The 19,672-nt window shown below is 50.7% G+C and carries 12 protein-coding genes, 1 tRNA gene, 3 rRNA genes and 1 riboswitch; of the genes, 8 read left to right on the plus strand and 8 right to left on the minus strand.

The window, feature by feature from the left end:
* The 5 genes from BZG75_RS14055 to metA form a co-directional block, all read left to right on the plus strand.
* Nucleotides 1–80: ribosomal RNA gene (locus BZG75_RS14055) — 23S ribosomal RNA — on the plus strand; the annotation flags it as partial.
* An 86-nt stretch (nucleotides 81–166) separates the two neighbouring features.
* Nucleotides 167–282: ribosomal RNA gene (rrf, locus tag BZG75_RS14060) — 5S ribosomal RNA — on the plus strand.
* Between the two features lie 118 nt (nucleotides 283–400).
* Nucleotides 401–476: transfer RNA gene (locus BZG75_RS14065), tRNA-Thr, on the plus strand.
* Nucleotides 477–483: 7 nt separating this feature from the next.
* A 5S ribosomal RNA gene (gene rrf, locus BZG75_RS14070) occupies nucleotides 484–599 on the plus strand.
* Nucleotides 600–851: 252 nt separating this feature from the next.
* Nucleotides 852–1,799, plus strand: a complete 948-nt coding sequence (gene metA / locus BZG75_RS14075) for a homoserine O-acetyltransferase MetA (RefSeq protein ID WP_021022714.1) — start codon at nucleotides 852–854, stop codon at nucleotides 1,797–1,799.
* A gap of 40 nt (nucleotides 1,800–1,839) precedes the next feature.
* Here metA and BZG75_RS14080 read toward each other — a convergent pair whose 3' ends face one another.
* The gene (locus BZG75_RS14080; protein WP_021022713.1) at nucleotides 1,840–3,132 is read right to left on the minus strand and encodes a cation:proton antiporter; all 1,293 of its coding nucleotides are present in this window, start codon (nucleotides 3,130–3,132) and stop codon (nucleotides 1,840–1,842) included.
* A 182-nt stretch (nucleotides 3,133–3,314) separates the two neighbouring features.
* On the opposite strand from BZG75_RS14080, the gene metH reads away from it, so the two are divergent.
* Nucleotides 3,315–6,974, plus strand: a complete 3,660-nt coding sequence (gene metH, locus BZG75_RS14085; protein ID WP_077459916.1) for a methionine synthase — start codon at nucleotides 3,315–3,317, stop codon at nucleotides 6,972–6,974.
* Nucleotides 6,975–7,012: 38 nt separating this feature from the next.
* Here the strand turns inward: metH and lysC are convergent, their stop codons facing one another.
* Complete coding sequence (gene lysC / locus BZG75_RS14090; protein ID WP_443216204.1) at nucleotides 7,013–8,389, minus strand: lysine-sensitive aspartokinase 3; 1,377 nt, start codon at nucleotides 8,387–8,389, stop codon at nucleotides 7,013–7,015.
* Between the two features lie 104 nt (nucleotides 8,390–8,493).
* Nucleotides 8,494–8,681, minus strand: a riboswitch (Lysine riboswitch).
* 197 nt (nucleotides 8,682–8,878) lie between these two features.
* Here lysC and BZG75_RS14095 point away from each other — a divergent pair.
* A complete protein-coding gene (locus BZG75_RS14095) occupies nucleotides 8,879–10,012 on the plus strand; it encodes a pyridoxal-phosphate-dependent aminotransferase family protein (protein ID WP_077577322.1) in 1,134 nt (377 codons plus the stop codon).
* Here the strand turns inward: BZG75_RS14095 and BZG75_RS14100 are convergent.
* From BZG75_RS14100 to BZG75_RS14120, 5 genes are all read right to left on the minus strand, one after another.
* Entirely contained in the window at nucleotides 10,009–11,679 is a 1,671-nt protein-coding gene (locus BZG75_RS14100; RefSeq protein WP_077577323.1) for a Wzy polymerase domain-containing protein, read from the minus strand. The two genes, BZG75_RS14095 and BZG75_RS14100, sit on opposite strands and share 4 nt — an antisense overlap.
* Entirely contained in the window at nucleotides 11,679–14,504 is a 2,826-nt protein-coding gene (gene uvrA / locus BZG75_RS14105; protein ID WP_077577324.1) for an excinuclease ABC subunit UvrA, read from the minus strand. The genes BZG75_RS14100 and uvrA overlap by 1 nt, the downstream gene beginning before the upstream one ends.
* Nucleotides 14,505–14,646: 142 nt before the next feature.
* A complete protein-coding gene (galU, locus tag BZG75_RS14110; protein WP_077577325.1) occupies nucleotides 14,647–15,507 on the minus strand; it encodes a UTP--glucose-1-phosphate uridylyltransferase GalU in 861 nt (286 codons plus the stop codon).
* A 246-nt stretch (nucleotides 15,508–15,753) separates the two neighbouring features.
* Nucleotides 15,754–16,710 carry an acetyltransferase gene (locus BZG75_RS14115; protein ID WP_077577326.1) on the minus strand — a complete coding sequence of 319 codons (957 nt, stop codon included), beginning with the start codon at nucleotides 16,708–16,710 and terminating at the stop codon, nucleotides 15,754–15,756.
* 63 nt (nucleotides 16,711–16,773) lie between these two features.
* Entirely contained in the window at nucleotides 16,774–17,481 is a 708-nt protein-coding gene (locus BZG75_RS14120; protein WP_021022706.1) for a LuxR C-terminal-related transcriptional regulator, read from the minus strand.
* A gap of 286 nt (nucleotides 17,482–17,767) precedes the next feature.
* Here BZG75_RS14120 and BZG75_RS14125 point away from each other — a divergent pair, with 286 nt between their 5' ends.
* Nucleotides 17,768–18,319: a single-stranded DNA-binding protein gene (locus BZG75_RS14125; protein ID WP_021022705.1), complete on the plus strand. Its 552-nt coding sequence runs from the start codon at nucleotides 17,768–17,770 to the stop codon at nucleotides 18,317–18,319.
* A gap of 122 nt (nucleotides 18,320–18,441) precedes the next feature.
* On the opposite strand, the gene BZG75_RS14130 is transcribed toward BZG75_RS14125, so the two are convergent.
* A complete protein-coding gene (locus BZG75_RS14130; protein ID WP_021022704.1) occupies nucleotides 18,442–19,602 on the minus strand; it encodes an alpha-hydroxy acid oxidase in 1,161 nt (386 codons plus the stop codon).
* Nucleotides 19,603–19,672 lie beyond the last annotated feature (70 nt).

Here is a 19,672-nt window from a genome sequence, read left to right on the forward strand (position 1 = left end):
TAGAACGTTGATAGGCAGGGTGTGTAAGCGCTGTGAGGCGTTGAGCTAACCTGTACTAATTGCCCGTGCGGCTTAACCATACAACACCCAAGAGGTTTTGGGTTGGACTCGAAATAAGCCAGTTGATTGTGGCGAGAACGAACAGCTTTCTAGATGACCAAATTTGCTTGGCGACCATAGCGCTTTGGACCCACCTGACTCCATGCCGAACTCAGTAGTGAAACGAAGCAGCGCCGATGGTAGTGTGGGGTCTCCCCATGTGAGAGTAGGACATCGCCAGGCTCTCATTATCTAATTAGAGCTTAATATTGGGCTTTAGTTAGCAAACATTTAAGCATCAAAGCARWTAWGTGTAAGACTTTGATGGCAAAACACCGAGTAAAACGTTGATAACGATTTTGCTGATATAGCTCAGTTGGTAGAGCGCACCCTTGGTAAGGGTGAGGTCGGCAGTTCAAATCTGCCTATCAGCACCAGAATTTTCTTGGCGGCCATAGCGTAACGGCACCACCTGAACCCATGCCGAACTCAGAAGTGAAACGTTGCTGCGCCGATGGTAGTGTGGGGTCTCCCCATGTGAGAGTAGGTCACTGCCAAGAGCTTATTTTAAGCCCTCCGCATTCGCGGAGGGCTTTTTCGTTTATAGTGTTTTTTAAAATACCTCATTCCTTTCTTATATCCCCGACTGCCCCATTTTTACCTCACCTTTTTGTTTGGTGTTGTTACCCTTTCACTATTCTTACTTATTCGGGCATCTCTGGGCGTTGATTATTGCTTGAGCTTCATGGGTCACTGGGGTATGTTATTAGATATCTGGACGTCTAAACATCTTAAATCTTCAGGAGGCAGTGATGCCGATAAAAATCCCGGATCAGCTCCCCGCCACCAATATTTTGCGTCGAGAAAACATTTTCGTTATGTCGCAGACGCGTGCGGTGAGCCAAAACATTCGCCCATTGAAGGTGTTGTTACTCAACTTAATGCCCAAAAAAATTGAGACCGAGACGCAATTTATGCGCTTGCTCTCTAATAGCCCTTTACAGGTTGATGTCGAGCTTTTACGTATTGATAACCGACCCAGTAAAAACACGCCAACGGAACACTTAGACACCTTCTATCGCCAGTTTGAAGCCGTGCGTGAACGCAACTTTGATGGTCTTATCGTCACCGGGGCACCATTGGGCTTGGTGCAGTTTGAAGATGTGATTTACTGGGAGCATTTGCAAGATGTGATGAATTGGGCGCATCAGCATGTTACGTCTACCCTTTACGTTTGCTGGGCGGCTCAAGCGGGTTTAAAGCTTCTTTACGATTTACCCAAAAAAACGCGCAAAGAGAAGTTATCTGGCGTCTATCAGCACCAGGTAAATGAAGCACTGGCTACGCATCCTTTATTGCGGGGGTTTGATGATAGCTTTCTCGCCCCTCACTCGCGGTACGCTGACTTTTCACCAAGCTTTCTTGACGAACACACGGATCTCGATATTCTCGCCACCTCAGCACAAGCGGGCACTTACTTGGCGGCGACCAAGGATAAACGTAATGTGTTTGTGACAGGTCATCCCGAATATGACTCACATACGCTGCATCATGAATACCATCGCGATCTTGAAGAAGGGATGGAGCCTGTCGTCCCGATTAACTATTATCCTGATGATGATCCGTCTCAACCCCCCTATGTGAGTTGGCGGAGTCATGGGCACTTACTCTTTGCCAATTGGTTGAACTATTGTGTCTATCAGCTGACGCCGTTTAATCTGGCTGAATTTTCACAATCTAACTTTACGCTCGACGAATAGCAAAAAGGCGCCTAATTGGCGCCTTGTTGAGAAAGAGTGTTTATACACGGGGATTATCGATTTTCTCTTGAGCGGCATTGGCTTTATCAACCATTCCTGTCATGGTCGATCCTTGTACGAGAATAGAGAAAACCACCACCGCATAAGTCATGATTAAAATCAGTTCACGGACGTCGATATTCTTCTCAGGGACGACCATCACACCAGCCGGCACTGCCATGGCCATGGCAAGGGCTAACCCACCTCTTAGGCCTCCCCAACTCAAAATACGAACGGCCCAAGGGTTGTATTGACGAAAGCGATTGAAGCCGAAATAGCAGGCTTTCACACTGAGATAACGAGCGAACAGTACAACGGGTACAACTGCGGCCATAATGATCCAGTCTTCCTTATGGAAGCTAATCTGTAACAGGCTGACCCCGATCAACAAGAACAGTAAGCTATTCAAAAACTCATCGACCAATTCCCAAAAATGGTCCAGATGATCCTCACTCTCTTTGGAGAAGCCAATAAAGCGAGTCCAGTTACCGATCATAATGCCAGATACTACCATCGCCAGTGGCCCGGAAACATGCAACATATCGGCGAGCACATACCCCGCGCTAGGAATAGCCAATGTCAGTAGCAGTTCCATGGAATGGTCATTGGTCGCGCAGATCAAACGGTGAAACAGGTAACCCAATATCAGACCGTATAAAATCCCACCGATAGCTTCTTGTAAGAACAATGCGATCGTACCACCGAGTGTCGGCTCGCTGTCGCCAAACGCCAAGGTAAAAAGCGTCACGAAAATAACAATCCCGACCCCGTCGTTAAACAGTGACTCTCCCTCGATTTGGGTGGTGATCCGCCTAGGTGCCTGTAGCCGCTTAACAATGGCCAACACCGCGATGGGATCGGTTGGAGAAATCAGCGCCCCAAACAATAAACAATAGATAAAATCAAAAGGAATGCCGATCAGTTGGAAGACGCCCCAAATACCGGCACCAACCAGCGAGACAGAGACCAACAGGCCGCCGAGGACGAGGGTGGTGATTTCCCATTTTTGATCAGAGAAATGGGGAAGCTTGACACCAATACCGCCCGCGAATAAAAGGAAACCGAGTACGCCTTTGAGTAAAAAGGCATCAAAGTGGATATCGGTCAATATTTGCTCCGCCATCGCCTTTAACGGAATGGCTTGGTATTGACCGGCGATCACGATCAAAAGAGAAAGGAGTAGAGAGCTTGCAGTGATCGCGATAGTCGTTTGTACTCGGCTGATTTTACTATTAATAAAGGCGATAAAGATGGCAGCAGCAGCCATGAAACTGAGGATTGCGTAGGTAGACATGCAGCTTCCTAGTACGACGAGGAATGAAAGAGTTACAAAATATTAATAGAAATTGCGCTCAAAACGAACAGCTGAATTGAAATAGATCAAAATTAATCGATATTTATAGACGTCTAGATTTCCAAAATGGCTGTGGTAGGATAAAACTATCGCAATCAGGATGGTGATATCACGGGGTAAGAATGGATCGATTAACACAGCGTCTCTCTAAGTGTATTTTGGTGATCGATGGCGGTATGGGCACCATGATCCAAGGCTTAGGACTCGGCGAAGCCGATTACCGCGGCGCACGCTTTAAAGACTGGCATTGTGATGTGAAAGGTAACAATGACCTTTTGGTACTGACGCAGCCTGAAAAAATAGCAGCGTTACACAGCGACTATCTGGCCGCGGGCGCGGACATCATAGAAACCAATACGTTCAACGCGACCCAGATAGCCATGGCCGATTACGACATGCAGGCCATCAGTGCGGAGATAAATTTAGCTGCTGCGCGTCTTGCTCGCGACGTGGCTGACCACTGGACGGCGAAAACCCCAGAAAAACCACGCTTTGTTGCTGGGGTTCTCGGACCCACGAATCGCACTTGCTCTATCTCTCCAGATGTGAACGATCCTGGCTTTCGTAATGTCACCTTTGATCAATTAGTTGAGGGGTATGCGGAGTCCACTGAGGCGTTGATGGATGGTGGTGTTGATCTCATCATGTTGGAAACCATCTTTGATACCTTGAACGCGAAAGCCTGTGCCTTTGCTGTTGAAAAAGTCTTTGATGCCCGAGGTGTGCGCTTACCCATTATGATCTCTGGCACCATCACCGATGCGTCTGGTCGTACGCTCTCTGGGCAAACCACCGCGGCGTTTTATCACTCTTTACGCCACGTCGAACCGCTTTCTTTTGGTTTGAACTGTGCGCTGGGGCCAGCCGAATTGCGTCAGTACGTCAAAGAGCTCAGTGAGATCTGCGAAGGATTTGTTTCGGTTCATCCCAATGCCGGTTTACCCAATGCGTTTGGCGAATACGATCTCTCGCCTGAAGACATGGCAAAACATATCGACGAATGGGCCGCTTCTGGCTTTATTAACCTGGTGGGTGGGTGCTGTGGTACCACACCTGAGCATATTCAAGCGATCAGCGAAGTGGTGGCGAAACATGCCCCCCGTGCGCGCCCCTCTCAGTCTGTGGCATGTCGACTATCAGGGCTAGAACCGCTGACTATTAATGCTGAAAGCCTGTTCGTGAACGTGGGGGAGCGCACTAATGTCACTGGGTCGGCGCGTTTTAAGCGTTTAATCGTCGAAGAACAATACGACGAAGCGCTTGAGGTGGCGTTGCAGCAAGTGGAAAACGGGGCGCAAATCATCGATATCAATATGGATGAAGGCATGTTGGATGCACAGCAAGCCATGGTACGTTTTCTCAATCTGTGTGCGGCTGAGCCCGATATTGCTCGGGTACCGGTGATGATTGACTCCTCAAAGTGGGAGATCATTGAAGCCGGACTGAAGTGTATCCAAGGTAAAGGGATTGTGAACTCAATTTCTCTTAAAGAGGGGGAAGCCGCGTTTATTCAACAAGCCCACTTAGTCCGTCGATACGGTGCCGCTGTGATTGTGATGGCGTTTGATGAGCAAGGCCAGGCTGATACACGTGAACGTAAAGTCGAGATTTGCACGCGCGCGTATCACCTGCTGGTTGATCAAGTCGGCTTCCCGCCGGAAGACATTATCTTTGATCCTAATATCTTCGCGGTGGCCACCGGCATTGATGAGCATAATAACTACGCGGTCGACTTCATCAACGCGGTCGCAGATATCAAACAAACCCTGCCGCATGCCATGATTTCAGGTGGCGTGTCTAACGTGTCTTTTTCGTTTCGCGGAAACAACCCAGTGCGTGAGGCGATCCATGCGGTGTTTCTCTACCATTGCATTAAAAACGGTATGGATATGGGCATCGTCAATGCTGGCCAGTTAGCCATTTATGATGATTTGCCTGAATCGCTGCGTGTGGCGGTGGAAGATGTGGTGCTTAACAAAGACGATGGCGCCACGGAACGTTTACTGGCGTTGGCGGACAGCTACCGCGACCGCGGTGAAAACGAAGTGGCAGAAACCGCGGAGTGGCGCAGTTGGCCAGTGGATAAACGGCTTGAACATGCACTGGTTAAAGGCATTACCGAATTTATTGTTGAAGATACTGAGCTAGCTCGAGCGGCGGCGAGTAAACCGTTGGAAGTGATAGAAGGCCCACTAATGGCGGGCATGAATGTGGTGGGAGACTTATTTGGCGAAGGTAAGATGTTCCTGCCGCAAGTGGTGAAGTCGGCGCGGGTGATGAAACAAGCCGTGGCCTATCTTGAACCTTACATCAACGCTGAAAAGCAACAAGGGCAGACCAATGGCAAGATCTTACTTGCCACGGTAAAAGGCGACGTGCATGACATTGGCAAAAACATTGTCGGCGTAGTGCTGCAATGCAATAACTTCGAGATTATTGATCTCGGTGTGATGGTGCCGACCGATAAAATCCTGTCAGTGGCGCGCGAGGAGCAAGTCGACATTATTGGTTTGTCAGGCCTTATCACGCCGTCGTTGGATGAAATGGTGAATGTCGCCAAAGAAATGGAAAGGCAAGGGTTTGATATTCCGCTATTGATTGGGGGGGCGACCACATCCAAAGCGCATACCGCGGTGAAAATAGAGCAGCACTACCAGGCTCCTGTGGTGTATGTGTCGAATGCGTCACGTGCCGTTGGCGTTTGTGCATCGCTATTATCGCCGGCTCAATATCCGGACTTTGTCGCGCGCTTACAAAAAGAGTATGTGTCAGTACGAGAGCAGCACCAACGCAAGACACCCCGCACTCCGCCTGTCACCCTGGACGCGGCAAGGGCAAACAAATGGCAAACCGATTGGGCCCATTACACGCCGCCCCAGCCGGCGAGGCCGGGCGTCCATGTTTACGATGATGTCTCGATAGCGACATTACGTCAGTATATCGATTGGACCCCTTTCTTTATGACCTGGTCCCTGAGCGGCAAATTCCCAGCGATTTTAGACCACGAGCTGGTGGGTGAAGAAGCACGCCGTTTGTATGAAGACGCTAATGGTTGGCTCGACCGGTTTGAGCACGAAGGATTGATCGCCGCAAAAGGGGTGTGTGGTGTCTTTCCTGCCAACAGCCTAGAGGACGATATAGAGGTGTATACTGACACATCACGGCAAACGGTGGGCACGGTACTGAACCATTTACGTCAGCAAACCAAAAAGCCACGCGGCGCCAATTATTGCTTGTCGGACTTTATCGCGCCGAAAACCAGTGGTCAGCCTGATTGGATTGGTGCGTTTGCGGTGACAGGCGGCATTGGCGAGTATGCCTTGGCGGAAAGTTATAAAGTTGTAGGGGATGATTACAACGCGATCATGATCCAAGCGGTCGCCGATCGATTAGCAGAAGCCTTTGCAGAATACCTGCACCAGCAAATTCGGATCTCATTGTGGGGCTATGCGCCCAATGAGACGCTCGATAACGACGCCTTGATCCGGGAGCAATACCAAGGGATCCGGCCGGCTCCGGGTTATGCTGCCTGCCCTGAGCACAGCGAGAAAGGAAAAATTTGGCAGTTGCTCTCGGTAGAAGCGCATACGGGCATGACACTCACCGAAAGCTATGCCATGTGGCCAGGCGCATCTGTGTCGGGGTGGTACTTCTCACATCCTGAATCACGCTACTTTGCGGTGGCTAAGATTCAAGATGATCAACGTGACAGTTATGCGGCGCGCAAAGAGTGGAGCAGCAAAGACGCGGAAAAATGGCTCGGGCCAAACTTAAACGCCTAATGAAAAAAGACCAGCACATCACATGTGCTGGCCTTTTTTTACTCAAATAAGTCAGCGTGTAACCGCTGTACGACATGGGTCGCGTCGTGATCGTCGACCACCACACAGACATTGTGATTGCTGGCACCATAGCAAATCATGCGCAGTTTATATTGAGCAAGCGCACTAAATACCGGCGCTGTCGCGCCCGGTGTGTGATTCATCTCGTTACCGATCAGCGCAACAACCGCTAGATTCGCACAGATCTCTACCTGACATAACTGCGTGAGCTCGGCGATGGCAGCCTCCGGCAGCTGCGGTGCGTCACCCTGGGTATGGGTTTGATCCAGCGTCAGAGAGACACTGACCTCCGAGGTCGTGATTAAATCAACTGAGATTTCAAAGCGCGCCAAGATCTCAAACACCTTGGCCAAAAAACCACAAGCATGAAACATGTTTAAGCTGGTCAGTGTCACCATGGTCTGGTTGCGCCTGAGGGCCACGGCACGAAAGAGCGGCGCTGAGTGCGCTTGCTCACGGATCCAGGTACCGCCTTGTTCGGGGGCTCTCGCCGCGCCGACAAATACCGGGATATGCTGGCGTACCGCGGGCACTAACGTCGATGGATGGAGGATCTTGGCACCAAAGGTAGCCATTTCCGAGGCTTCGCTAAAGCTAATTTCACTAATCGGACGAGCACGATCAGTCACTCGTGGATCGGTGGTATAAATCCCGGGGACATCGGTCCAGATGGCCAAACTTTCTGCTCCGATCGCCTCGGCGAATAGCGCGGCACTGTAGTCACTGCCGCCGCGGCCTAAGGTGGTGGTGTGCCCGTTCGCATCAGCACCGATAAACCCTTGCGTGACCACTAAATGCGTTGCTAAGCGGGGGAGTAATTGGTTCTGGCACTGAATCTTGGTTTGTTGTCGATCCGGTTGGGCACAGCCGAAGTGACTATCGGTGCGTAATAACGCTCGCGCATCGGCCCTCACCGTGGCCATGCCTCGGCTATTGAGCAAGTGAGTAAAAATATAGGTTGAGATGAGCTCACCACAAGCGACCAACGCATCCGTTAACGCTGTACTGGGAGCAGATGCTGCGGTATTTGCATAGTCGGCAATCGTTTGGTGCCAGTCATCGACTGCTGTTTGCGTGTCCTGGCAAGCGGGAAGCGCGTTTAATATCGCTTGATGGATAGCGGTGATGGCAACCAGTTTGTCTTGACGGACTTGTGGGTCGTTGATCCCTTGTGCCAGTGCAACCAAGTGATTGGTGACGCCTGCGCACGCACTGATCACCACAAAGCGGGTATGTGGGTGTTGCTCGATCACATCAGCGCTTTGTTGCATGGCATCGATAGTGCCAACGCTCGTCCCGCCAAACTTAGCGACCGAAATCGGTGGTAATGGGTTCACGTCCTTTTCCCCTCTCATCATACAAATGGGTCTTAATCAATTTATTATGGGGAACATCAGAAGTCACATCGTGACCGCGGTAGGGACCGCAAAAAAGAAGGAAGAGCAAACGGCAGGCATGGACTGCCAGAAGCGCTCCACCTGTCTTCCTGTAGGGATGACAAGTGACAGCCTGAAGGATTCAGCCTCCTAGGCCGGCAGCGTTTCGCCCCCAAGCTTACGCCACCTCGGCATTGTCTCCCCTGATTATCATACCTTGGAGTGGGGCTCCGCATGATAACTGCCTGAGAAATGCACCTCTTCTGCATGTTCAGTCCCGGGTTGGTTATCCCGTGAACAGCATTTACATTACGGGCGAGATGACAGGGTGTCAACAGCCTTTTGGTCACGATCAGTGCCTTGGCAAAATTGTCCAGCGATCACACAGTTCACATGCCAGGCAATAGGGATATGGCGAAAAAATATGCTATAACGGTCATCTGTGTGTACCAACAACAAGGAAAGGTTATGGCACGTTCAATTTCCGAGATTCAATCTTTTCAGCCCGTGGCTCGCACGTTAATGGGCCCGGGCCCCTCTGATATTTATCCTGCAGTGCTACAGGCACTCAGCCGTCCGACTGTCGGACACCTTGACCCTTTGTTTATCGCGATGATGGATGAAGTCAAACAACTGCTTCAATATGCGTTTCAAACCGACAACCCTTTTACCCTGGCGATTTCGGCGCCAGGCAGTGCCGGGATGGAAGCTTGCTTTGTCAACTTAGTTGAACCGGGTGAAAAAGTGATTGTCTGTCGCAATGGTGTGTTTGGCGATCGTATGCGGGAAAATGTCGAGCGTTGCGGCGCGACAGCAGTGATGGTCGACGATGCCTGGGGTGCGCCTGTTAGTCCAGAAAAAGTTGAGGCTGCGTTAAAAGCCCATCCGGATGCCAGCACGCTTGCGTTTGTCCATGCTGAAACCTCAACCGGCGCTTGTTCGGATGCGCAAACACTGGCGAGATTGGCGCGGGAGCATGGTTGCTTAACCATTGTCGACGCCGTGACTTCACTCGGTGGCGTGCCATTGAAAGTCGATGAGTGGCAGCTCGATGCCGTGTATTCCGGTAGCCAAAAATGTTTGTCATGTGTCCCTGGCTTATCGCCTGTCACCTTCTCACCGCGTGCTGTGGCTAAAATGCAATCGCGAACCCACAAGGTACAAAGTTGGTTTCTCGATCAAAGCCTGGTGCTTGGTTATTGGAGCGGAGAAGGGAAACGCAGCTATCACCATACCGCGCCGGTCAATAGTTTGTATGCCTTGCATGAGTCTTTATTGCGGCTCTATCAAGAAGGGCTTGAGCATGCATGGCAACGTCATCAAGACATGCATCAACACCTCAAAGCAGGGCTGGATGAGCTCGGTATCACTTTTGTGGTTGATCAGCCTTACCGTTTGCCGCAGCTTAACGCGGTCACTATTCCGGATGGCGTGGACGATGCGGCAGTACGTCAGCACCTGCTCACGACCTATAATCTCGAAATTGGTGCCGGCTTGGGCGATCTCGCCGGTAAAGCGTGGCGCATTGGCTTAATGGGCTACGGGGCACGGCATGAGAATGTGGCGCTGTGTCTGAAAGCGTTAGAAAACGCGTTACGTTAAGGCGTTAAGGTATCGGGCAAGGTATGGCGAGTGGTCCATACTTTGCTTGCTTGCGGGTATAAATAGCGCGCTTCTTGTTGAATATCGCGTGCGCGTTGATGATCACCAATTTGTAACGCAACCTGATACGCATGCTGATAGCCCGAAAAGCGTGGGCGTTGCGCGACTTGACGCAGTAAATCATCCAAATGCTGGTGGCGTGCTACGTCAGATAAGTGCGCCAAATTCGCTTGAAAGTGACGGTCTTGTTGCGCGCGGTGCAGTTTTTGCTGCCACCATGGGTGTTGCTGATACAAGGTAAAACGCTGCGAACTTAATAAGGAATCACGCAGATAGCGATTGGCGAGGTAAACGGATGACAAGCTCAGTAAGGTGACGAGCACCAGCGCCATGATCACACTACGGCTCGCGACACGCTGACTATAACGGTGTGAAAACACGGGATAACGACGATATCGACCGGTTAAGTTGTCTAACCAATATAACCAAATCAATAACAATACCCCGTTAAACCACTGTGTGCCACTGGCTGGATAAATCATCAGGCCGGTCAGTGGTGGCAATACTAAGGCGATCAATATTCTACGTGTTCCTGACGGTGCACGTAGAATACGAAGTGTTAGCGCGGCCAACACCACAAGATAGCCGCAGGCGACAACGAGCCCCCCTTCAAGGAGCCACAGGATTAAAGCACTGGGTAACGTCACCGGGCCGGAATGATTCGGTTGTGAGGCAGACAGTAATAGCAACGTTGACTGACCATTGCCCATGCCCACTCCAAAAAATGGCGTCATTTGCCATTGCTGCCACGCCAGCATAAGTGCGCGCTGATCGTCGGCGGTGAGCCAGTGCCAGTTGTCTTGACCACTGAGACCAAATACCGCCAAAAATGCCCCTGCCGAGATAGCGATCATCCACATACGATGCTGGCGTCGCGAGGCAAACCGGGCTAAATACACTTGTTGTAAGCCAATCGCACACAGGGCGAATAGCAACAGTAAGGGTTGCTCTTGCATCGCCAATATCGGAATCAACACAAGCGGTGTTAACGCGAGTAAGCCTTGGCTAACCGGGTGGCGATATCGACCACTGGGCTCTCTGGCCAAAATGTAGGCGGCGAGCGTGACTCCGGTTAACAATAAGGTGTGAGTCACGGCTGGAGGGAGGTGAGGGACCCATTGATCAAACATAAAGGGTGCCATGCCCGGCGGAGGCTGGTTCCCTAATACCGACAATACCGCTAACCAGGAGGCCAACAATAAGACGGCCAGTAGTTTTTGTCGTTGGGCGTGATTAAAAATAAACTGCTGTAGGGCTGAGAAAAAACCAAAGCTTAGCGCTAAAACGATGAGCGCATAGCCACTATTGTGGCCCAGTGCCTGCGGATAAAAATAGGGCATCATCGCCAAGCCGGTCGCAAGTGCCAATGTGCCGGTCAGCCGAGTGGCTCGCCATGTGTGTTGACGGATAACCTCCAAACTGGCGAACCCAAGCGCAAATGCCAAGGTGAGTAATGATAGCGCCGCCGCCGGGTGACGTATGCCTACCAGCGGCAGAGCAACCGAGTAAAGAGGCAGACAAATCAGCCACAATACCGTTAAGGTCACCAAAAAGGGCACCGTCAACGGCTTGCGTATGACACGACTAGGCGGCAGCACTAACGTCATTATCGCTCCAACATTGGCTTGAGGAAGTGGGCCGTGTGGCTGCCGATCACATCGACAATCGATTCCGGTGTGCCTTGGGCGATAATTTCACCCCCGCCATTGCCGCCCTCAGGCCCCAGATCGATGATCCAGTCGGCCGTCTTGATCACATCTAAATTATGTTCAATAACCACAATAGTATTCCCTTGCTCACGTAGGCGGTGGAGAACATTGAGCAGTTGTTGAATATCATGAAAGTGTAACCCTGTGGTTGGCTCATCAAGAATATATAAGGTTTTACCGGTATCGCGTTTGGACAGCTCTCGCGCTAACTTCACCCGTTGCGCTTCACCGCCAGACAGGGTCGTCGCCGCTTGGCCTAGGCGCACATAGCTCAAGCCAACATCCATCAAGGTTTGCAGCTTACGCTTAATGGCTGGCACTGCATCAAAGAATTCACGCGCGTCTTCCACTGTCATTGCCAGGACTTCATCGATGGTTTTGCCTTTATAGCGTACTTCAAGTGTCTCGCGGTTGTAGCGTTTGCCCTTACACACATCACAAGGAACATACACATCCGGCAAAAAGTGCATTTCTACTTTGATGACCCCATCGCCTTGACAGGCCTCACAGCGGCCACCGCGTACGTTAAAACTAAAGCGACCCACCTTGTAGCCTCGTGCCCGTGCTTCTTGTGTGCCGGCAAACAGTTCACGAATCGGGGTAAAGATCCCAGTGTAAGTGGCGGGGTTTGAACGCGGCGTACGGCCAATGGGGCTTTGATCGATGTCGATAACCTTATCAAAGTGTCCTAAGCCATCAATCTCGGCATACGGCGCAGGATCCGCGGTCGTGGCACCGTTTAATTGCTGGTGGGCGACTTTAAAGAAGGTATCGTTGATGAGGGTTGATTTTCCAGATCCCGAAACGCCCGTGACACAAGTGAGTAAGCCGACAGGTAAGTGCAGATCCACATTTTTGAGGTTATTTCCGGTTGCACCTTTGAGCGTCAACATCTTGTTGGGATCGCGCGGTATCCGTTGTGCTGGCACCGCAATCGCTTGTTTGCCAGAAAGATACTGCCCGGTAAGTGAATGCTCACTGGCAAGAATATCGTCAAGGCTGCCTTCTGCCACGATCTCGCCGCCGTGCGCGCCCGCGCCTGGGCCTATATCGATAATGTAATCCGCGGCACGAATAGCGTCTTCATCATGTTCAACCACCATCACGGTATTGCCCAGATCGCGCAAGTGCTCCAAGGTATCCAGTAAGCGCGCGTTATCTCGTTGATGCAAGCCAATCGATGGTTCATCCAATACGTACATCACACCGACAAGGCCAGCACCAATTTGACTGGCGAGTCGAATTCGTTGGGCTTCTCCTCCGGATAAGGTATCGGCGCTACGTGACAAGTTAAGGTAATTGAGCCCGACATTGACCAAAAAGCGTAACCTGTCATGGATTTCTTTCATCACCTTTTCGGCGATTTTTGCACGTTGGCCGCTAAGCGACAGTTGTTCAAAGAAATCGAGCGCCTGCTGAATGCTGAGCTCACAAATTTCTGGCAGGTTACGGTTATCGATAAAAACATGTCGAGCTTCTTGACGTAAACGCGAGCCACCGCAGCTGGCGCAGGGCTTAGTGGCAATATATTTGGCGAGTTCGTCGCGCACCGCATTAGACTCGGTATCGCGATAACGGCGCTCCATGTTATTGAGGATCCCCTCAAACGGATGCTTACGTACGCGAATATCACCACGATCGTTGACGTATTTAAACTCGATCTCTTTCGGCCCCGACCCATATAAAAGTATATCTTGCATGGTGCCGGAGAGATCTTGCCAGGGCGTTTCCAGATCAAAACCGTAATGCTCAGACAGTGAACGCAGCATTTGGAAGTAATAAAAGTTACGACGATCCCAGCCTCGGATCGCACCACCTGCGAGACTGACCGCAGGGTTTTGAATCACGCGTTTGCGATCAAAGTACTGCTGAACGCCTAACCCGTCACAGGTGCCACACGCACCGGCGGGATTATTAAATGAGAACAAGCGAGGCTCTAGCTCTTGCATGCTGTAACCACAATGGGGGCAGGCAAAGTTAGCAGAAAAAATGATTTCTTCACCGTCGCCGTCCATCCAGCTGATGACCGCACTGCCACCCGTGAGTTCGAGCGCGGTTTCAAAGGATTCAGCTAAACGTTGTTGTTGATCGTCGCGTACTTTAAATCGGTCAACCACCACTTCGATGGTGTGTTTTTTTTGCAGCTCCAGCGTGGGTGGATCGGACAGATCACACACCTCGCCATTGATCCGCGCACGAATAAACCCTTGAGCAGCGAGGTTTTCAAGTGTTTTTACATGCTCACCTTTTCGGTTTTTGATAATCGGTGCCAGCAGCATTAACTTACTGCCTTCAGGCAGGGCCAACACTTTATCCACCATTTGGCTAATGGTTTGTGCCGCTAGGGTGACATCATGGGTGGGGCAGCGTGGCTCTCCCACTCGGGCGTACAGCAAACGCAGATAGTCATAGACTTCAGTGATGGTGCCAACGGTAGAGCGGGGGTTATGTGATGTCGACTTTTGCTCAATCGAGATGGCGGGTGACAGCCCTTCGATATGGTCAACATCGGGTTTTTCCATCAAGGATAAAAATTGACGCGCATACGATGATAAAGACTCAACATAGCGACGTTGACCTTCGGCATACAAGGTATCGAAAGCGAGTGATGACTTCCCTGAGCCAGACAGGCCGGTGATGACAATTAACTTATCACGGGGGATGGTCACGTTAATATTTTTGAGGTTGTGCGTACGCGCGCCTCTGACGTCGATATTGTCCATTATTATCCTACTACTCAATCAGCTCACTGGTTGGTCGTTGAGTATCGCACAGACACGACCATGGCCAAACAAAAAGGCTGTATATTTACACAGCCTTTGCTCGTATCGAAAAAACCACTCGCGCCGGTGCACCTTGAGGCGATTACGGATTTTTGACGGTTGCCTCATCTTTGTTGCTGCTACCGAGGTAGTGATGCTGATAGCAGTGATTTGTGGCCTCAATAAAGCCCTCAACACTGCCACAATCAAAGCGCTCGCCTTTAAATTTATAGGCAAGCACACAGCCTGACTGCGCTTGTTTTAGCAAGGCATCGGTGATCTGCACCTCACCATTTTTACCTGGTGGGGTGTTTTCTAACAGATCAAAGATATCGGGCGTGAGAATATAACGGCCAATAATCGCAAGATTGCTCGGTGCATTACCGGGATCGGGTTTTTCTACCATATTGTCTACGCGGAAAAGGTCATCTTTGATCTCTTGGCCCGCAATCACCCCATATTTATGGGTTTCATCTTCTGGCACTTCTTCGACGGCGACAATGGAGCAGCGGAACTGATTGTAGAGCGCGACCATCTGGTTAAGCACGCCGTTGCCTGGATGAATGCAAAGATCATCAGCAAGGACGACCGCAAAGGCCTCATCGCCAACTAAATCGCGTCCTGTCAGGATTGCGTGACCTAACCCGCGCATCTCATGTTGGCGAATGTAAGTGAATGAGGCTTTTTCTATTGTATTACGAATATCGTCCAGCAATGCTTCTTTATTGGTGCCACTGATTTGATGCTCGAGCTCATAGTTTTTATCAAAATGGTCCATGATGGCATGTTTGCCGCGCCCTGTGACGATACACATACCATTGATGCCCGCTTCCAAAGCTTCATCTACGCCATATTCAATCAGGGGTTTATTGACCACCGGCATCATTTCTTTCGGCATCGATTTGGTCGCCGGTAAAAAGCGGGTGCCATAGCCAGCCGCTGGGAACAGACATTTTTTAATCATCGTGGATCCTTTGTTTTATCGAGTCGCCATCAGCACGTTAGGCTGTATGTACGCCACTTACCGGCTTGCGAATAAGTGGCCACTCAGCGTATATCTTATGAGGCAAAACGTTTTTTATAGAGCAACAGTTTGTTATAAAGCAATAGTTTGTTATCGAGCAATAGTTTGCTGGGTTACAGGCAGCGACGCAAGTCGTAAGCATACTCAGGGCGTGATAGCGTGACGGCTTCGGTATTGCTGATCCCGCTATGGCGAAAAATGTGCCATAAACGCGGCGGTAAATGCCGATAAGGCGGTGGCAGGCAAGGCATTGATGCCCGCCGCGGCAGCCCGACCGCCACCGGTAGCAAATTGCTCTGCTAACTGTACCGCGCCAGAGGGACGATTTAACGGCGCGCGGATACTGACCATCCAATCACCGCTCGACATCGGCGTCAGTACAGCATGCGCACTGTCGGGCGCCTGATTTGCCAGCTGATTGCCTAACATACCACTGATGCGACGCGCCCAAGCAGCATCCGGTAACAGATAAATTTTACCCCCATCTCCAGTGGTTTCAGGCGCTAGCGCTTTCGCTTTATCACGGTCGCTTTGGTAGGCCTCTGCCAAGGTCGTTACAATGTCCGGATAAGCGCGCATAAAGGCATCGGGGGTATCAAAGCCACACAGATGCCGATATAAGATGGCAGGAGGCATGATGAGATCATCCAGGCTGGCGCCATAGCTATTGTAATTAAGATAGTGGCCAAGCTGTTCAAGCCGATCACGTTGGCTGGCTGCTATTTGTGACTGGTGGGCGAGGGCGTTAGCGGTACGATGGAGATTATCGCCATAGGCACCAACCAGCGCCCATTCTCGATATTGACCGTGCAAAAGTTTATCAATAATTAAGGCGGTGCAGGTGTTCGCGCTGGTATGAATGTGGGCGTGAAGCAAAGGCGATTGAGGCACGGCGCCGCTTTGGTGGTGATCGGCATAAAAAACCTGGGTGCCGGAGGCGAGCAAAGCGTCAAGAGCAGCTTGATTTTTGGCCATGGAGAGATCCATCACTGTGACCTGCTCAGTGGCCAGGGGAACCTGCTTTAACAGTGCAATATCACGTTTTACCCCGGTGATCAGCGTATTGGCTTTAGGGTAGGCAAGACGCCATTGCACCAAAGCCGCTAGGCCGTCTGCATCGCCATTAAATACATCGAAAGCCATCCTACAACGTCCTTTTTGGCTAAGAATCACACCATGGTAACGCGGGGACAGCTGCGGTCCAAGTTACCCATTGACCTCGTCATTATCGACTGGACCTTCTTGTCCGGTAAAGCCAATTAATGAGGCGTTATTTTTCGCCCAGAACACCGCTTGTACACGGTTTTTGACGTTGATTTTCTTAAACACGTTATACAGATGCGATTTGACTGTGTGCTCACTCACCGCTAAGGCATTGGCGATATCTTGATTTGAGGCACCTGTGACCAAATGATGCAAAATCTGCTGTTCACGGTTAGTCAACACAACCGCCTGTTCGTCAATGGTTTGCTGGTGATGCTGTTGGTAATAATGGATTAAGGCAGCCATTTTATGGCGGGGCAACCAATACTCACCGGAGAACATCTTTTCAATGCCGTGACAAAGGTGATGCACTTCATCCTCTTTTTTAAATACCCCTTTGATAAAAGGCCAGCTCGCCAGCTCTTTGGCACTCAAATCATGGGCATTGAGTAAGGCGAATACGTGTTGCTCGGCAAAGGGTGCTAACGTTTGTTTGAGTTGGTCGGTAGCGGTGTCATCAAAGGCATTGAGATCAATGAGCACCAGTCCAGAGCGCGCCGTCAGTTTGGCTGCAATCTCGTGGGGAGGCACGAGTTCAACGGCACTATGTGTTTCTTTTTCTAAACACGTCATTAACGCCGAAACAGACATGCTAGGCTGGGAAATAAGAAGAAGGGTGTAATGGTCTGAAGTGGTTTCTGCTTGGTTCATAAGCATCCTACTAATGATCACTTAACCGGCGTCGCTGCGTGAGCGCTGGGCACTGTCCGTTCACAAACGCCAAGGCGAGGCAAGATTTGTATCAGTTTAAACTATTTTCATTGCTCAGGTATATCCACTTTGTGGTAACGCATTGTTACGCCATTGCAAGCGCAGAATCTGGAACCTGATCGCGTTGAAAAGCTTCGAACCTCGAGGGGGCTCGTGCTAGACTTCATGCTTATTTATCCAGTGAGCGAAATCATTTCGCGCGTAACAGCAACAATGGGAGTCACCTATGGCCAGCCGTGGCATAAATAAAGTCATCTTGATTGGTAATTTGGGCAATGATCCGGAAATCCGTTACCTTCCCAACGGCGGTGCGGTGGCAAACCTAAGCCTCGCGACCTCGGAGTCATGGCGTGATAAAAACACCGGTGAGATGCGAGAGAAAACAGAATGGCATCGTGTTGTGCTATTTGGTAAAACCGCAGAAGTCGCCGGTGAGTATTTGCGTAAAGGCTCGCAAGTGTATATTGAAGGCCAACTACAAACGCGTAAATGGCAAGACCAAAGCGGTCAAGATCGCTACACCACGGAAGTGGCGGTACAGCCGTTTAGCGGTAGCATGCAAATGCTGGGTGGTCGCGGCGGCCAAAACCAAGGCCAGCCAATGCAGCAGCCATCGCAGCAGCAAGGTGGATGGGGTCAACCTCAGCAGCCTCAGCAAAACATGAATCAACAACCACCTCAGCAGCAAGCGGCCCCGCAACCACAATCTCAGCCTCAGTCGCAACCTCAGCAGCAGTATAATGATCTGCCTGACTTTGACGACGATATTCCGTTCTAGGCTACGTTCTTAACCAACGGCTATCTGAGCGCCATATCGTTATCGACAAAGCTTGATCGACAAAGCGCCCCGTGATTGGGGCGCTTTGTTTTTATGATGTCGTATTGATTCACGGCATGAGATTAGGCAACGCCAGGTCCAGCTTTTAAAAAGTGAGGCAGTTGGGTTGGTGTGGGGCATTTTAATTGGCCCATCACCTGAGTCATTTGTTGAGTGAGCATTTCAATGGCATGCTCACCACCGTGTTGACCCACGGCGCCACAGGCATAAACAAACGTTCGGCCCAGCAAGGTAAAGTCAGCACCCATTGCCATGGCCTGCGCTACGTTGCCACCGCTTTGTACGCCGCTGTCCATTAACAGTTTAATTTTATCGCCGTACTGATGCTTAATGGTTTGAATTGTATCTAACGGGGATTCGCCCACATCTAACTGGCGGCCGCCATGATTGGATAGCACCACACCATCTGCGCCTAGCGCAACTGCTTGTGCGACATCCTCAGGGTTTACCAGCCCTTTAAGCACTAATGGCCCATCCCAGTTATCCCGGATCACTTTTAGGCTCTCAAAGTCGACCGCGCCCATCACGGTATTATTCATAAAGTTAGCCAGCTCGCTGGTGGGCATATTCTTGGGCATGTAAGGTTTCAAGGTCTGCATTTCAGGAACACCGGCAAGGAGTGTATGCCAGCTCCAGCTCGGACATTGCATCATTTGCGCGATATTACGAAGGTTCATTTTGGGCGGCATGGCCAAGCCATTTTTGATATCGCGAGGACGATAACCAAAGGTGGGGACATCCACCGTCACCACCAGCACTTTATACCCTGCTCGTTTGATGCGTCCCATCAGATCGTCACGGATCTCGGCATCCGTCGGGTTATACAGCTGGTACCACGCCGTGCCCTCAGAGATCTCGGCAATGGTTTCAAGACTCGCTGAGGATACGGTGCTGAGTACATAAGGAAGGTTCGCCTTATAAGCCGCTTTCGCGAGAATTTCTGGCGCTTTTGGCCACATCAGCCCTTGTAATCCGACGGGCGCGACACCGAATGGGGCGGCGTAGTGTTTGCCAAATAGTTCGACCGATAAGTCAATGTCGGGGGTCGGGGCGAGTAAATCAGATTGCAGCTTTACTTGAGTGAAGGAGCTTGCATTGTGCGCCACCCCAATTTCGTCGTGACAACCGCCACAAAGATAATCAAACGCGAAGGCAGGAATACGCTTTTTAGCTGCTTTTTTAAGCGCAGGCGTATCAGGGTATTGAGGATGATAGTAAGACATAAATATCGTATCGCTGTGAGGTGAGTGTTTAGCCCTACCCTAGCGCAGCAATTGTTAGTGATATATAGAC

Source organism: Salinivibrio sp. AR640 (assembly GCF_001995405.1).
In the GTDB taxonomy this organism is placed as follows: Bacteria; Pseudomonadota; Gammaproteobacteria; order Enterobacterales; family Vibrionaceae; genus Salinivibrio; species Salinivibrio costicola.

Coding starts and splice junctions, on each gene's coding strand:
- metA (WP_021022714.1), top strand. CDS start 852: ATGCCGATAAAAATCCCGGATCAGCTCCCCGCCACCAATATTTTGCGT.
- BZG75_RS14080 (WP_021022713.1), bottom strand. CDS start 3,132: ATGTCTACCTACGCAATCCTCAGTTTCATGGCTGCTGCTGCCATCTTT.
- metH (WP_077459916.1), top strand. CDS start 3,315: ATGGATCGATTAACACAGCGTCTCTCTAAGTGTATTTTGGTGATCGAT.
- lysC (WP_443216204.1), bottom strand. CDS start 8,389: ATGAGAGGGGAAAAGGACGTGAACCCATTACCACCGATTTCGGTCGCT.
- BZG75_RS14095 (WP_077577322.1), top strand. CDS start 8,879: ATGGCACGTTCAATTTCCGAGATTCAATCTTTTCAGCCCGTGGCTCGC.
- BZG75_RS14100 (WP_077577323.1), bottom strand. CDS start 11,679: ATGACGTTAGTGCTGCCGCCTAGTCGTGTCATACGCAAGCCGTTGACG.
- uvrA (WP_077577324.1), bottom strand. CDS start 14,504: ATGGACAATATCGACGTCAGAGGCGCGCGTACGCACAACCTCAAAAAT.
- galU (WP_077577325.1), bottom strand. CDS start 15,507: ATGATTAAAAAATGTCTGTTCCCAGCGGCTGGCTATGGCACCCGCTTT.
- BZG75_RS14115 (WP_077577326.1), bottom strand. CDS start 16,710: ATGGCTTTCGATGTATTTAATGGCGATGCAGACGGCCTAGCGGCTTTG.
- BZG75_RS14120 (WP_021022706.1), bottom strand. CDS start 17,481: ATGAACCAAGCAGAAACCACTTCAGACCATTACACCCTTCTTCTTATT.
- BZG75_RS14125 (WP_021022705.1), top strand. CDS start 17,768: ATGGCCAGCCGTGGCATAAATAAAGTCATCTTGATTGGTAATTTGGGC.
- BZG75_RS14130 (WP_021022704.1), bottom strand. CDS start 19,602: ATGTCTTACTATCATCCTCAATACCCTGATACGCCTGCGCTTAAAAAA.